Source organism: Pseudomonas sp. B10 (assembly GCF_900156235.1).
GTDB lineage: Bacteria > Pseudomonadota > Gammaproteobacteria > Pseudomonadales > Pseudomonadaceae > Aquipseudomonas > Aquipseudomonas siliginis.
In genome coordinates this window covers 5,201,989-5,215,531 of sequence record NZ_LT707063.1, presented here as the reverse complement: position 1 = coordinate 5,215,531, position 13,543 = coordinate 5,201,989, and the positions used below count along the sequence as shown (strand labels likewise).

The 13,543-nt window shown below is 59.0% G+C and carries 14 protein-coding genes; all 14 read right to left on the bottom strand.

Features of this window, described 5'->3' with window-relative positions; translation table 11 throughout:
- Positions 1 to 4: 4 nt before the first annotated feature.
- The 14 genes from BXA01_RS23635 to BXA01_RS23570 all read right to left on the bottom strand — a co-directional run bounded on the left by BXA01_RS23635 (position 5) and on the right by BXA01_RS23570 (position 13,519).
- The gene (locus BXA01_RS23635) at positions 5 to 1,216 is read right to left on the bottom strand and encodes a sensor histidine kinase (RefSeq protein WP_076566585.1); all 1,212 of its coding nucleotides are present in this window, start codon (positions 1,214 to 1,216) and stop codon (positions 5 to 7) included.
- A gap of 110 nt (positions 1,217 to 1,326) precedes the next feature.
- On the bottom strand, positions 1,327 to 2,802 hold the full coding sequence (locus BXA01_RS23630; RefSeq protein WP_041479014.1) for a sigma-54 dependent transcriptional regulator: 1,476 nt from the start codon (positions 2,800 to 2,802) through the stop codon (positions 1,327 to 1,329).
- A gap of 172 nt (positions 2,803 to 2,974) precedes the next feature.
- Complete coding sequence (locus BXA01_RS23625; protein ID WP_016771085.1) at positions 2,975 to 3,271, bottom strand: hypothetical protein; 297 nt, start codon at positions 3,269 to 3,271, stop codon at positions 2,975 to 2,977.
- Between the two features lie 11 nt (positions 3,272 to 3,282).
- Complete coding sequence (fliS, locus tag BXA01_RS23620; RefSeq protein ID WP_041479013.1) at positions 3,283 to 3,681, bottom strand: flagellar export chaperone FliS; 399 nt, start codon at positions 3,679 to 3,681, stop codon at positions 3,283 to 3,285.
- Between the two features lie 129 nt (positions 3,682 to 3,810).
- Positions 3,811 to 5,259, bottom strand: coding sequence for a flagellar filament capping protein FliD (gene fliD, locus BXA01_RS23615; RefSeq protein ID WP_076566583.1), 1,449 nt, complete (start codon positions 5,257 to 5,259; stop codon positions 3,811 to 3,813).
- 82 nt (positions 5,260 to 5,341) lie between these two features.
- Positions 5,342 to 5,698: a flagellar protein FlaG gene (locus BXA01_RS23610; RefSeq protein WP_076566581.1), complete on the bottom strand. Its 357-nt coding sequence runs from the start codon at positions 5,696 to 5,698 to the stop codon at positions 5,342 to 5,344.
- A gap of 73 nt (positions 5,699 to 5,771) precedes the next feature.
- On the bottom strand, positions 5,772 to 6,623 hold the full coding sequence (locus BXA01_RS23605) for a flagellin domain-containing protein (protein WP_073472782.1): 852 nt from the start codon (positions 6,621 to 6,623) through the stop codon (positions 5,772 to 5,774).
- A gap of 242 nt (positions 6,624 to 6,865) precedes the next feature.
- On the bottom strand, positions 6,866 to 7,132 hold the full coding sequence (locus BXA01_RS23600; protein ID WP_076566579.1) for a hypothetical protein: 267 nt from the start codon (positions 7,130 to 7,132) through the stop codon (positions 6,866 to 6,868).
- Positions 7,129 to 8,418: a motility associated factor glycosyltransferase family protein gene (locus tag BXA01_RS23595; protein ID WP_076566577.1), complete on the bottom strand. Its 1,290-nt coding sequence runs from the start codon at positions 8,416 to 8,418 to the stop codon at positions 7,129 to 7,131. The genes BXA01_RS23600 and BXA01_RS23595 overlap by 4 nt, the downstream gene beginning before the upstream one ends.
- An 87-nt stretch (positions 8,419 to 8,505) precedes the next feature.
- A complete protein-coding gene (locus tag BXA01_RS23590; RefSeq protein ID WP_016771093.1) occupies positions 8,506 to 9,432 on the bottom strand; it encodes a ketoacyl-ACP synthase III in 927 nt (308 codons plus the stop codon).
- A 227-nt stretch (positions 9,433 to 9,659) separates the two neighbouring features.
- Positions 9,660 to 10,712 (bottom strand): pseudaminic acid synthase, encoded by a 1,053-nt coding sequence (pseI, locus tag BXA01_RS23585; RefSeq protein WP_076566575.1) that lies wholly within the window; start codon positions 10,710 to 10,712, stop codon positions 9,660 to 9,662.
- Positions 10,705 to 12,210: a UDP-2,4-diacetamido-2,4,6-trideoxy-beta-L-altropyranose hydrolase gene (gene pseG, locus BXA01_RS23580; RefSeq protein ID WP_076566573.1), complete on the bottom strand. Its 1,506-nt coding sequence runs from the start codon at positions 12,208 to 12,210 to the stop codon at positions 10,705 to 10,707. The genes pseI and pseG overlap by 8 nt, the downstream gene beginning before the upstream one ends.
- On the bottom strand, positions 12,207 to 12,902 hold the full coding sequence (gene pseF / locus BXA01_RS23575) for a pseudaminic acid cytidylyltransferase (protein WP_076566571.1): 696 nt from the start codon (positions 12,900 to 12,902) through the stop codon (positions 12,207 to 12,209). Before pseF ends, pseG begins: the two co-directional genes overlap by 4 nt.
- Positions 12,899 to 13,519: a pseudaminic acid biosynthesis-associated methylase gene (locus BXA01_RS23570; RefSeq protein WP_076566569.1), complete on the bottom strand. Its 621-nt coding sequence runs from the start codon at positions 13,517 to 13,519 to the stop codon at positions 12,899 to 12,901. Before BXA01_RS23570 ends, pseF begins: the two co-directional genes overlap by 4 nt.
- Positions 13,520 to 13,543 lie beyond the last annotated feature (24 nt).

Below are 13,543 nucleotides of genomic sequence, written 5' to 3'. Positions count from 1 at the left end.
ACGTTTATTCAACTCCCTGTGCAGCGGAAAACAGCGGCAGACTGACCTGCGCGCAAGTGCCGCGCCCGGCTCGCGAACGCAGGGTCAATTCTCCCTGATGCGCACGGGCCACCGCTTTGACCACGGTCAGGCCGAGGCCAGTGCCGGTGACTTTGGTAGTAAAAAAAGGCTCGCCGAGGCGCGCCAAAACTGTCGGCTCAATGCCGCTGCCGCTGTCGCTGACACACAGACGCAGGGTGTTGCCTCTGGTGTAGCAATGCACTTTCAGGCGCGCTTCGCCGGCGCTGGCCTGAATGGCGTTTTCAATCAGATTCAGTAATGCCCCGACCAGTGTGTCGCGGTTGCACAGCAGCTCACCGGCATGGCTGTCGCACTGCCAGCGAATTGGCAGATCCTGCACATGGGTCAGCGCCGCTGCCTGCAGCGATTGCATCAAGGCATTGGGCGTAATGCGGTCGGTCAGCGGCAATTCACCGCGAGCGAACACCAGCATGTCGCGCACCTGATGTTCGAGTTCGTGCAGACGCTCTTTCAGGCGGCCGGCAAAGCGTTGCTGGGTTTCCACCGGCAATTGCTGTTCAGTCAAATGACTGGCGTAGAGCAAAGCGGCGGACAGCGGCGTGCGAATCTGATGGGCCAGCGAGGCAACCATGCGCCCCAGCGACGACAAACGCTCATGCCGTGCCAGTTGATCCTGAAGATGCCGGGTTTCGGTCAAGTCGTTGAGCAACACCAACTGCCCCGGCTCGGCATCCAGCGAGCGGGTGGAAATCGACAGACGTCGACCGTTTTTCAAGGAGATTTCGTGACCGTCGTCTTCACGGGGAGCGAAGCAGCGTGCGATCACATGGCGCCAGAGTTCGCCCTCGAGTGGCGAGCCAAGCAGATCGATGGCGGCAGGATTGGCTTCGCGCACCAGACCGTGGCCGTCAATGACGATGACGCCGCCGGGCAACAGGTCGAGGAGGTTTTGCAGGCGATTGGCCAGGCGTTCTTTTTCCGCCAGTTCCTGCATGCGCTGGGCGCTGACTACGGCCAGCTCACCCTTGAGCTCGGTGACCCGCGCTTCGAGCAGGCTGTAGGAGTCGGTCAGCTGGCTCGACATCTGGTTGAACAGCTGGAAGGCCTGCTCAAGTCCCTGACGACTTGCCTGCTCTACGGACGAGGGTTGCCCCACGATATTGGAGGCAGAAGAGATCTGGGCGGCTTGGGGCATTGGGCTCTCTCGCTTGGCTGACCGTCAGTGAAACGGAACGTTGCGAGGGCTATAGCAATACCCGTGCCTAAAAAAAACCGCTTATAAATGAAGCGCTTGAAAAACAGGCGTCAATCATCCGCCTGTTCATCTCCTCCAGCCCGGCTCATGCCGTACTTGCGCATCTTCTCGACCAGGGTGGTGCGACGGATGCGCAGACGCTCAGCGGCGCGGGCAACAATGCCATTGGCATCGTCCAGCGCTTGCTGGATCAGGCCCTGCTCCAGGCCACCGAGGTAGTCTTTGAGGTCGAGTCCTTCCGGCGGCAGTAACGCATTGGCGCTGAAGTCCGGCGTATGGCCGTTGATGGCCACGCGCTCTTCCAGATCGCTGCGCAGGCTGTCGACCATCTGCTCGTCTTCGTCGTCGACGTAGCGGAATTTCTTCGGCAACTCGACCACGCCAATCACCCCGTACGGATGCATGATCGCCATGCGCTCGACCAGGTTGGCCAGCTCGCGGACGTTGCCCGGCCAGCCGTGACGGCACAGCGACATGATCGCCGCCGAGTTGAAACGGATCGAACCGCGCTTCTCGTGCTCCATGCGCGAGATCAGTTCGTTCATCAACAACGGGATGTCTTCGACGCGCTCACGCAGTGGCGCCATCTCGATCGGGAACACGTTCAGGCGATAGTAGAGGTCTTCGCGGAACGAGCCGATCTCGATCATGCTTTCGAGATTCTTGTGGGTCGCAGCAATAATGCGCACGTCGACGCTCTGGGTCTTGTTGCTGCCCACGCGTTCGAAGGTGCGTTCTTGCAACACGCGCAGCAGCTTGACCTGCATCGGCAGCGGCATGTCGCCGATTTCGTCGAGAAACAGCGTACCGCCGTTGGCCAGCTCAAAGCGCCCGGCACGGCTGGTGATCGCGCCAGTGAAGGCGCCCTTTTCGTGGCCGAACAGTTCGCTTTCGAGCAGCTCTGCAGGGATCGCCCCGCAGTTGACCGGCACGAATGGCGCGTCGCGGCGTTTGGAGTGATAGTGCAGGTTGCGCGCGACCACTTCCTTGCCGGTGCCGGACTCACCGAGGATCAGCACGCTGGCGTCGGTATCGGCCACTTGCTGCATCATCTGCCGGACGTGCTGAATCGCACGGCTGGTGCCGACGAGGCTGCGGAATAGATTGGGTTCGCGATGACGGCCGCGTTCGCGAGCCTGATCGTACATCTCACGATAGACCTGGGCGCGGTGTAGCGAATCGAGCAATTTGCTGTAGCTGGGCGGCATTTCCAGGGTCGACAGCACGCGGCGACGCTGGTCTTCAGGCAGGTCAACGGAAGAATTATCGCCCATTAACAAAACCGGAAGGAACTCATCCCAGGTTGCGAGTGTCTTTAGCAAGCCCAAAAGCGCGCCAGGAGCATTAACGGTCCCGATCAGTACGCAAATGACCTCACGACTAGACGACAAAGAGCCGACTGCCTGCTGCCAGTCATGGCTGCCGCAGGGTAAATTTTCTTCGCCAAGAAAATTTAGAATCACCGCCAGGTCGCGGCGGCGGACGCTATCGTCATCGATCAGCAGAATTTTGGTTTCACGCCACATGCAATAGCAACTTCCCTAGTCAACTCAATGCCCGAAAAATAAGGCAAGCGAGACGCTTGCAGGACACCATGTGCCTGTAGACGCCCTAAACCTGATAATAGCCACTAGTTAAGTCAAAAAACCGTGCACAGTCAAGTTTATGGCGCACATGTCTGGTTTAACTGACGGTTAATCAACCAAACAGATGGTAAACCTTTGCAGCCTTTTGCGCTTGGGTGATCTGCGACATCTCGTTGGCTATCGCCTGCCGCTCGCCCATTGCCACCTCGAGAAGCTCTTTGTAGACGAATAGCAGCTCTTCAAGGTTATCGCGCAACGCAACTTCGTCCAGCGAAGCTTCCGCCATGACGTCTTCCATGCAGGAACGGCAAGCCAGATCCAGCTCACCAATGGCTTCCCAGTTTCGTTCGGCCAATGCTCCGACCAACGCTTCGCGGGTATCGGCTATTCGCTGCAATACAAGACTCATGGTGATCTCCTTCAGAACTGCGGAGCCGGCACGGGCGCGATGGCGTCCCAACCTTCTTTGACCGTTGTCAGCAGGCCGGCGACTTCGTCAAGTACACGGGGATCGCTGCTGATGTTCGCCTCGGCGAGGCGCTTCATCATGTAGATGTACAGGCCATCCAGATCGGCCAGTGCCTCTGCATTGTTTTCAAGGTCGAGACCTTCACGCAGGCCACTGACAATGCCGATGGCCTTGCTGATCGCCGTGCACTTGCCGGGAATATCCTTGCGCTCGATGGCGCCCTTGGCCTGCGCAATCCGGGCCAGGCCACCTTCCATCAACATTTGCACCAAACGGTGCGGGCTCGCTTCGGACGTCTGCGCATGGGCGCCGACTTTCTGGTACTGCCGAAGGGCTAACATCGGGTTCATGTTCTACCTCATTGCCACGTTGACTCGTATAACCAGTGTATCGCCAACCGGTCCGAAAACTTTAGATCAAAAGACAAAAACCCGGCGCACGCCGATAAAGCGTAGCCGGGTTTTTGTCGTTATTGACTGTTACTTCGCCGACTGCTGCGCATTCAGCGAGCTGAAGAACGACGTGATGTTGCTCGCCGTTGCCTTCATCTGGCCGACCAGCAAGTCCATGGCGTTGTACTTGGCGGTCAATGTCGTCGTCAGGTTGGCCACGCGCAGATCCAGCGCCGCCTGCTGCTTTTGCAGGCTCGATGTCAGATTAGTCAGGTTGGAACTGCGCTGATCGAGCAGCCCACCAGTCTTGACGTACGGATCAACCGCCGCAGTCATACGCGCCAACAGACCATTCTTGGCATCGGTGCCGCTGAAGAGCTGCTGAACCTGGCCAGCCATGCCAGGAATTTCCATACGCTTGTTGAATACTGCGGTATCGAGCGTCAGCAAACCGGTTTTACTGTCAGTCAACACACCCATCTGTGAAAGCACGGACAATTGGCCTGCTCCGCCCGCCCCCGGATCGGTCAACTGAGCGCGCACATCGGCCATCAACGAACGCGGCAGAGCGTCACCGGTGAACGCCGCCGAAACGGTCAGATTGCCGTCGGCATCCGGCGTTGCCTTGGACAAGGTGTCGATGGTTTTCTTCAGGGTGTTATAGGAATCGATGAACGATTGCAGCGATGTCTGGATGCCGGCGGTATTGGTCGCAACCGAAACGGTCGCTGGCGTTGCGACGCCATTGACCAATGGACTGGCAGCAGTCAGGTTAAGCGTCATGCCGCTGATCGCACCGGTCACGGTATTGGTCTTGCTGGTAACGGCCAGTCCGTCGATGGTCAGGCTAGCGTCCTTGGCCACATCACCGACCGCACCGGATGCCCCTGCCGCAGGACTGTCACCCATCTTCTGGGTGCCATCGATCTCGAGACCGGCGATACCGCTGACCTGCAGGTCCATGCCGGCGCCCGTCTTGTTGGAGCTCAGTACCAGACGCGAGGCGCCGGTACTGTCAGTCACGATGTTCGCGGAAATGCCATTGCTGGACTGCGCGGTGTTGATCGCATCGCGCGTGGACTGCAATGTAGCATTGGCCGGAATCGCGACATTGTAATCAATGCCATTCTGACTGATTTTCAGAGTACCACTCGGAATGGCACTGGCGGCCCCGCCGGCAAAGGCGGCACTGGCAACTTTCGAGCCGGTGGCCAGGTTTTTCACGACGACGCTGTAAGTACCCGGTACGGCGGTTTTATCCGAGGTAGCACCGACAACCGATGGTGTGTCAGACGTTGCGGTAAAACCGGCAAACGCCGGACTCGAAGCTTTGTTCAGATCGCCCATCGCTTTCTGATACGCAGCCAGTGCACTTTTCAGCGAACCGACACCGGAGATCTTCAGGCTGTTGGTTTTGGTCGCAGTATCGATCTGCGTCTGCTTGGCAGACTTGTCGGCGTTGACCAGCGCGGTCACGATCGCGCCGATGTCCAGGCCGGAACCCAGTCCGGAACCCGGTAGAATTGGACTTGCCATGTGCATCTCCCTTCAGATTGTTGCCATTCTTTTGACCGTTACACGCGTCCTGAGAACGAACAAACACTATTCATGCCATTTATCAGACTTTGGCGTCGAACAATACATGACTTGCATTGGCGAGGCTGTCGGCCAGCTTGAGGGCTTCGGCGGAAGGAATCTGTCGAACGACTTCACCCGTCTCGCTCGCGATCACCTTGACGATGACCTTGCCGGAATGCTCGTCGATCGAGAACTCCAGATTACGCTTGATCGACTGGACGAACTTTTCTATCTCTTGCACCGCCAGTTTCAACTTGGCGTCGTCCGAATCCTGATCCTTGGCAGCGACCGGCGCTTCAGTCTTTTGGACTTTAGGCAGCTCTGACGGTTTGTCAGCAACCGGTGGCACTGGCTTGGGAGCCGGATAAGACACGTTAAGCTTTACGCTCATGTCCATGCCCATCACCTCTTAACGTAAAAAAGCGAGAGAGCACGACAAGCGCACTCCCCCGCTCAAACTCATTCCGAAATTACTGAAGCAGCTTCAGTACAGCGGAAGGCAGTTGGTTGGCTTGAGCCAGTACGGAGGTCGAAGCTTGCTGCAGAGTCTGCTGCTTGGTCAGGTTAGCAGTTTCAGCGGCGAAGTCGGTGTCCTGTACACGACCCTGAGCAGCGGTAGTGTTTTCAGTGATGTTCTGCAGGTTCTGGATGGTGCTGGTCAAACGGTTTTGCGAAGCACCCAGGCTGGCGCGGGTTGCACCGATGTTAGCGATAGCTGCGTCGATTGCAGTGATCGCGCTGTCGATGGCGACGGCAGCGTCAGAAGGGCTGGCGCCAGTCAGTACAACAGTGCCGCTGCCAACCGACAGGCTGACGGCGTCGAACTTGGAGCTCAGTACCAGGTCGATGTGGTTAGCCGAACCGGTGTTTGCGCCCACTTGCAGGGTCACAGTACCAGCCGAACCGTCCAGCAGGTTTTTGCCGTTCAGGTTGGTCGAAGCCGAGATACGGGTGATCTCGTCAGACATCTGAGCGAATTCAGCGTTGGTAGCGGTCTGGTCAGCAGTGCCGTTGGTACCGTTACGGGCTTTAACAGCCAGTTCACGCATACGCTGCAGGATGTCGGTAGTAGCTTGCAGAGCGCCTTCAGCGGTCTGGGCAACGGAGATACCGTCGTTGGCGTTCTGGATGGCCTGGGTGTTACCGCGGATCTGCGAAGACATACGGTTGGAGATCTGCAGGCCAGCGGCGTCGTCTTTGGCGCTGTTGATTTTCAGGCCGGAAGACAGGCGCTGCATCGAAGTGGACAGAGCGTCGGAAGCGCGGTTCAGGTTTTTCTGAACGTTCAACGATGTGGTGTTGGTGTTTACTGTTAAAGCCATGACGAATTCCTCGTTGGTTGGGTACTGCGGCTTCCGGCCCTGGCAACCGCCGGGTATGGCCTAGAGAACCTTCGTAATAGTTATCGTCGGGATTGCAGGTTGCTTGAGGGCTTTTTGAAAAAATTTTGCCATCACCACGCCACCCCCGAGAAAACAAAGACTTAGCAGCACATCCAGCGCGAAAAAATGACGTCATAAAACCGCCTGTAACGCAAAGCCGCGGGCCAGCGCTGCGCAGCGGTTCAGCGCCTGGCACTTTCCAGCAATTCAACCAGTTCGTATTCCATATAGTCAGCCAGGCCCAACCAGTCCTGGCGCTCCTGACAGTCGAGCATTTGCGTGAGCACCTGTGCCCACGCCTGCTGGATATCCACTGAGGCAGACGCCAGACATTGCTGGGCCTGTTCGAATACATCGACCATCGTCAGTGCCGCCTCAACGTCACGCCCAAGGCGAAACAACGCGGCACACTGACGACACTGATCCTGACACTGACTCAGCGCACTCATTGCACGAACTCCGGATTGAAAGCGGTCCCGGCAATCAATGCACCGGCGCGGCTACTGTTGAGAAATTCGACCTTTGGATGCGCAGAGATATAACGCTCGAGCACACACAGATAGCCGCGAAAATTCAGCTGAGTGCTGACGCGCTGACCGTGGCCATCGCGCACCCAGTGCCGCGCTTGGTTCACCGGTGGTCCGAGATCGCCGTCATTCCAACCGGCGTGAGTCTTGTTCATCGGGAAAGCGAAGTCAGCGCCAAACAGGGTGATTCGCTCGGAGCCCATCTTCACCGCGAGATCCACCGCCGGATGAATCACGCTGCCGCCGACGTGCAGCTCGCCGCGTGGATACTGTTCTTTCAGCTCGGCATAGATCGGGCTGGCCGAATAGCCGCCATAGCGCTTGCCCTTCCATGCCTTCAATACCTGCGGGTCGCTCATCGGAAGGTACACCAGCGTAATGCCGTCAGATGCCTCAAAGGGCAGATGCCGAAAGCCGATGCGCTGATCGATGCTCACCACCAGATCAGGCACGATGCCATGTTCGCGCAACGGTCGATAAGCGGTATCAACACAGATGAACAACGGCCGCTCGGCAAGCTGACGAATCGCCGCCAGACGTTTGAAATTCTGCTCCAGCGTCGGCCCGGTGGCGATTACGTAGATTTCACGTCCAGCGCAACTGCCGAACAGCTGCGCGACATCGTCATCGCCAAGCAACACCGGCAGACATTCCTGCACGCGTTGCTGGATTTCTGGCGACTGCGGATCGAAATCGCGATTGTTGAACGTCAGGTGCACTTCATTGATCAGCCGGTCGCGGACCTTTGCATTGAAGTCATCGGCCAGCAGCATCTCGGCCGGCAAGGCAAAGAATGGCGTGAAGAAGTCAGGGTGATCACCGGCGTAAAACAGTTCGACCCGAGGATCCTGCAGCCACTGGCGCTGATCGAGCAACTGCAGCACCAGCGCAAAGAGCGCGCCATTGAGAATGTGTACGTACAGTTTTTCCAGGCCGGCGCGCTTGAGCAGCACGCCGGGCAAATCGCCCAGGCCGGTGCCATAGACATGCAGATGCGGTTTTGCCGGCAGGCTTGCCGCCTGAACCTGCGCCTCATGCAGACGATCATGGCGACTGGTCAACTGAATGCCGTCAACGCTCAGCGTCGAGCCCAGTCCTTGCACGAGTTCGGCCTGCACGGACGCGCTGTCTTCAGCCATCAATCGCTCGAACAGCGCCGGCCAGCGCCGTTGCAATACCTCGGCATTGGCTTGGAAAAACTCGCTCATGGCGCCTCGCGCTCCTTCTCGGGCAAAAAAATAGCGTTCAAGGTTAACCTTGAACGCTATTTTTGTATCAGTGGTTTTTGCTGCAGCTTACGGACGATAGATGATCGCCGAGCCCCACGACAGACCGACACCAAAACCGCTCAGCGCAACGCGCTGCCAGTCAGAGTCGAGGACGTGTTTTTCCAACAGCAGCGGAATGCTCGACGACACGGTGTTGCCGGTCTCGACCATGTCCTTGATGAACTTCTCCGGTTCGCCCTCGAAGCGTCGCGCCACGGCGTCGACAATCGCCGCGCTGCCCTGGTGAATGCAGAATGCGTCGATGTCATCGGCCTTGAGATTGGAATCGTCGAGCAGCTCGTGCAAGTGCGCCGGGACTTTCAGCAGAGCGAAGTTGAAGACCTGACGACCATTCATGAAGAACACGCCGTTGCTGACTTTCAAATGCGGTGCGCCGGAACCGTCGGTGCCGAACTTGGCCTTGCCCAGCGCCCAGGTCGGGTTTTCGCCCATCCAGGTGGCGGTGGCGGCATCGCCAAACAGCATGGTGGTGTTGCGGTCTTCCGGGTCAACGATTTTCGAGTACGGGTCAGCGGTGATCAGCAGGCCATTCTTCAGGCCGGCGGCTTCCATGAAGCCCTTGATCGCGTAGATGCCGTAGACGTAACCGGAGCAGCCCAGGGAAATGTCAAACGCTGCCACATTGGTTGGCAGACCGAGTTTGTCCTGCACGATTGCAGCGGTGTGCGGCAGGCCTTCTTCATCACCGTTCTGGGTGACGACAATCAACGCGTCGATCGATTCACGCTTGAGTTCAGGATTGCTGGCAAACAGCGCATTGGCCGCTTCCACGCACAGATCGGAAGTTTCCTGTTCAGCGTCTTTGCGCGGCAGGAACGCCGAACCGATCTTGCCAAGGATGAACTCTTCATCCTTTTCGAATTTTGCACCTTGTGCGTAATTGTCCACGCCGGCTACAGGAACGTAGCTCGCAATGCTTTTTATGCCAATCATTACGGCTTCCCAATAAAAAACAGCCCAAAACCACCGCTCGCAAGGATTCGAGGGGCGCCGACAAACAGAAAACGGCCGCCACAACGGGCAGCCACGGGAAGCGCAAAGGGCTATCACTGGAACCGCAAAACGGGCCAGGCGCCATCTCCCCGGTCAATACAATACAGTGAAGATGCGCGTTATGACTCGCAGGTCACGCTATTTTGCCGAATCGATGGCAGATAGGCTTATTCGATCAGCGACCAATCCAACGGCGTGCCACGCTTGATCGCGTTGCGCGCACGGCGTCCGAGGACGGCTTCGGTGTGCTTGGGCGGCAGGCCGAGACCGGGGCGAATGGCGCGCAGATTGACGCCGGTAAAGGCTTCACCGGCGGCCATGTCAGCGGTGACATACAGCGAGCGGCGATAGACCAGCGACTTGCGCTCGGCCTCGGTCGGACCGTACTGAACACGCCCCATCGCCTGCCAGGCTCGTTCGGTCTCGACCACCAGACTGGCCAGCTCCGCAGGCTCCAGGGAGAAACTCGCGTCCACGCCACCGGCCGAACGATCAAGGGTGAAGTGTTTCTCCACCACCGTCGCGCCCAGCGCCACCGCCGCCACCGACACGCCAACGCCCATCGAATGATCTGACAGCCCGACCTCGCATCCAAACAACTTACGCAGATGCGGGATCGTGCGCACATTGCTGTTGAGTGGCGTGGCCGGATAGGTGCTGGTGCACTTGAGCAACACCAGATCCTTGCAGCCGGCCTCGCGGGCGGCACGCACGGTTTCATCCAGTTCGGCGATGCTGGCCATGCCGGTGGAGATGATCAGCGGTTTGCCGGTCGCTGCCACTCGACGGATCAACGGCAGATCGGTGTTTTCAAAACTGGCAATCTTGTACGCCGGCACCTCGAGGCCTTCGAGAAAATCCACCGCGCTGTCATCGAACGGTGTCGAGAACGCGAGCATCCCCAACTCCTTGGCCCGAGCAAAAATCGGCGCGTGCCACTCCCACGGTGTGTGGGCTTTTTCGTAGAGATCGTAGAGCGACGTGCCGGCCCACAGACTGCCCGGATCCTTGATGAAGAATTCACCTTCAGCCAAATTCAGGGTCATGGTTTCGGCGGTGTAGGTTTGCAGCTTCAAGGCATGCGCCCCGGCCTTGGCCGCCGCCTCGACGATTTGCAGAGCGACGTCGAGGGACTGGTTATGGTTGCCGCTCATCTCGGCAATGATGAACGGCGGCGCATCGGCACCGATGGTGTGCTGGCCAATCTTGAAACTAGACATGCGGGTGATCCTTCAAAACACGGCTGAACGCACAGATTTCCTGGATGAACCCGGCGTCGCGGAAGACTTTCAATGAAGACTGATTGTCGGGCATGACCCGCGCAGTGATGCGTGTCAATTGCGGCCAGTGCGCAGCGACAAATGCTTCGCCACGGCTGAGCACTGCCCTGCCCCAACCGAGGCCGAAACGCCCCTCCAGCAGATAGATCGACACTTCGGCATCGAACCCGCGCAAGTCGTAGCGCAGCACCCCGACCGGACCATCATCCGCCTCGGCGATCAACAGCAACCGTTGCGGATTGCGCAGGGTCGCTGTCAGCCAGTTCAGATGCTGAGTCCAATCGATCACACCGGTTTCCAGCGACCAGCGCCGTACCGCTTCGGCATTGCGCCCATCGAACAACAAACGCGCATCGTCCTGGGTTGCCGGGCGCAGTTTCAGCACCGCGCCGGCCAGCGCCGCCGCCACGCGTTCGGCACCGCGTCCGTCGACCAGTTGCCGCGAACGCTCGGCGAGGCTGCGGCGCAAAAAATGATTGTTCACGACGAAGCCGACCGCATCACGCAACTGCTCGACGCTGACCTGCTCGCGGGCGCCCATGAACACATGCGCACCGGCAGCGGCCATGACTTCGCCATTGGCCTGCTGATTGTTCGCCACAGCGATGCAGATGGTCGGCAAACCCAGCGCCGCGCGCTCCCAACTGGTGCCACCGCCGGCGCCGATAAACAGATCCACTTCAGTCATGCGTTGATGGAAATCGCTGACGAAACTGTGCAGGCGCCAGTTCGGCCGCGTCTCGGCCAACGCTTGCATCTGCGTCCACGCCGGGTTGTCGGCGCCAGCGACGAAGTTCACCTGCAACTCAGTGAAATCAGCCAGCGCCAGCATCGCATGATGAGTTTGCCTCGCCGCGTCGAAACCGCCGAAATTCACCAGCACGCGCCGGGCCTTCGGTTTGATCTCGATGGCATCGCAGTTGAATTCTTCGCGCAGCATGGCGTAGCGCGGGCCGAGCAAGGTGCGACAGCCTGGCGGCAGCAGCGGCGCGTAGTTTTCGCTAAGACCGGACAGGTTCTGATTGAGCAGCAGATCGACGCTGTAGCGCCGCGTGGCCAGATCATCCACGGCGGCGATTCGATGCGCCCAGCGCCGGGCCGCGGTTTGCCAGTGATGATCTAGGCCGTAATGGTCGACGATGATCCAGTCGAACGGCGCCTGTGCGTCCAGCAGTTGGCCCAGTGCATCAATATCGAACTGCCACGGCAACATCGATTCGATGGCCTGCAGCGGGTCTTCGTCACGATAGCGCTCGGGCAGCGCGAAGGTCTCGAAGCCCTCGGCATTCAGGGCATCCAGTCGATGCCCCGGCAAACGCCGACAGGCGAATGCGACATGACTGCCCTGCCCGCGCAGCACCCGCGCCAAGGTCAGGCAGCGGGCAATGTGGCCGCTGCCAATGGTCGGCGAAGCGTCGGCGCGGATCAGCACCCTCATTGCAGTTCTCCGCCGGCCTTTAGCGCCGCGTAAAGGTATTCGGCGCGCTGCCAGTCTTCGGGGGTGTCGATATCCTGGACCAGATATCGCGGCAGAATCACCGGCAGGCTGGCTGGCGAATACAGCACATCACCGCGCAACCACGCCGCGCTGCGGCCCCAGTAAAACTGCCCGGCATCCTGAAACGCCTCGGGCAAGTCCTGCGAACGAGTATTGCGAAACTCGGGATACAACGCCGTCAAGGCGCCGTCCCCGTCGACTGTCAGTGCACGCTGTACCGGAAACGCGAAATCGCAAACCGAGAACGCAAATGATCGATGCGGATGCTGCTCCAGCAACTCCAAACCCTGACGCAGATAACGTGCCTGCAACAGCGGCGCAGTAGCGTAAATGCAGCAAGCGAAATCGAAGGACGGCAACTGCTGCAGTGCGTGCACGATGACCGCCGCAGTGCCGGTGTAATCATCGGCAAGTTCCGCCGGGCGCATGAACGGTACCTGCGCACCGTGCGCCCTCGCGATGTCGGCAATTTCGTCATCGTCGGTGCTGACCACTACCTGCTCGAACAAACCTGATTCCAGCGCTGTGCGGATCGAGCGGACAATCATCGGCACGCCCACGAACGGCAAGAGATTCTTGCGCGGGATACGCTTGCTGCCGCCACGGGCAGGGATGATTGCGACGTTGCTCAAGGGCGTTTTTCCAACAGGAACCAGGTGATGTCATCGGCCGGAAATTGCCGATCACGGTGATAGACGAAGCCATAGTCGAGCAATTGCAGATCGCTATAGCGATCGAGCATTTCCCCGGCAAAATCGCGCTTGAACAGCTTGCCGCTGTTACCGCGGTAAGCGATTTCCATCGGTGCCGGATTGTAGTACTCGGCGATCAGGATGTAGCGCTGGCTCAGCTCGTACATCTGCGCATAGGCGCGCGGCAACAGCTCGGGAGCCAGATGGATCAGCACGCCTTTGCTCAGTGTCAGATCGTAGCGGCGCTCGACAGGAAAATCGAACAACGAGCCGTGCCAGATTTGCGCGATGTCCAGCGCCTGCGCCTGCACGCACGCGCTTTCGTTGATCTCGACACCGAACAGTTCGCAACGCGGCAATAACTGACGCAATGCCTGCAAATTGTTGCCGGCGTTGGTACCCAGCTCCAGCAGACTGTCGACGCGACCCGCGCGGCTCAGCGCTTTGGCGAAAAACCCTAGATTGCCCGCCACCAGCGCCTGGCCGACATTGCGCTCAACGTAATGGTTGCCGAACTCACCCTGCCAGAATCTTTCCTGCTCGCTCAGATCGCGCATACACAGTCTCGTCTACCGCCGCAG

Excerpts from the sequence above, each read along its gene's own strand:
- BXA01_RS23635 (WP_076566585.1), bottom strand. The coding sequence starts at position 1,216 with ATGCCCCAAGCCGCCCAGATCTCTTCTGCCTCCAATATCGTGGGGCAA.
- BXA01_RS23630 (WP_041479014.1), bottom strand. The coding sequence starts at position 2,802 with ATGTGGCGTGAAACCAAAATTCTGCTGATCGATGACGATAGCGTCCGC.
- BXA01_RS23625 (WP_016771085.1), bottom strand. The coding sequence starts at position 3,271 with ATGAGTCTTGTATTGCAGCGAATAGCCGATACCCGCGAAGCGTTGGTC.
- fliS (WP_041479013.1), bottom strand. The coding sequence starts at position 3,681 with ATGAACCCGATGTTAGCCCTTCGGCAGTACCAGAAAGTCGGCGCCCAT.
- fliD (WP_076566583.1), bottom strand. The coding sequence starts at position 5,259 with ATGGCAAGTCCAATTCTACCGGGTTCCGGACTGGGTTCCGGCCTGGAC.
- BXA01_RS23610 (WP_076566581.1), bottom strand. The coding sequence starts at position 5,698 with ATGGACATGAGCGTAAAGCTTAACGTGTCTTATCCGGCTCCCAAGCCA.
- BXA01_RS23605 (WP_073472782.1), bottom strand. The coding sequence starts at position 6,623 with ATGGCTTTAACAGTAAACACCAACACCACATCGTTGAACGTTCAGAAA.
- BXA01_RS23600 (WP_076566579.1), bottom strand. The coding sequence starts at position 7,132 with ATGAGTGCGCTGAGTCAGTGTCAGGATCAGTGTCGTCAGTGTGCCGCG.
- BXA01_RS23595 (WP_076566577.1), bottom strand. The coding sequence starts at position 8,418 with ATGAGCGAGTTTTTCCAAGCCAATGCCGAGGTATTGCAACGGCGCTGG.
- BXA01_RS23590 (WP_016771093.1), bottom strand. The coding sequence starts at position 9,432 with ATGATTGGCATAAAAAGCATTGCGAGCTACGTTCCTGTAGCCGGCGTG.
- pseI (WP_076566575.1), bottom strand. The coding sequence starts at position 10,712 with ATGTCTAGTTTCAAGATTGGCCAGCACACCATCGGTGCCGATGCGCCG.
- pseG (WP_076566573.1), bottom strand. The coding sequence starts at position 12,210 with ATGAGGGTGCTGATCCGCGCCGACGCTTCGCCGACCATTGGCAGCGGC.
- BXA01_RS23570 (WP_076566569.1), bottom strand. The coding sequence starts at position 13,519 with ATGCGCGATCTGAGCGAGCAGGAAAGATTCTGGCAGGGTGAGTTCGGC.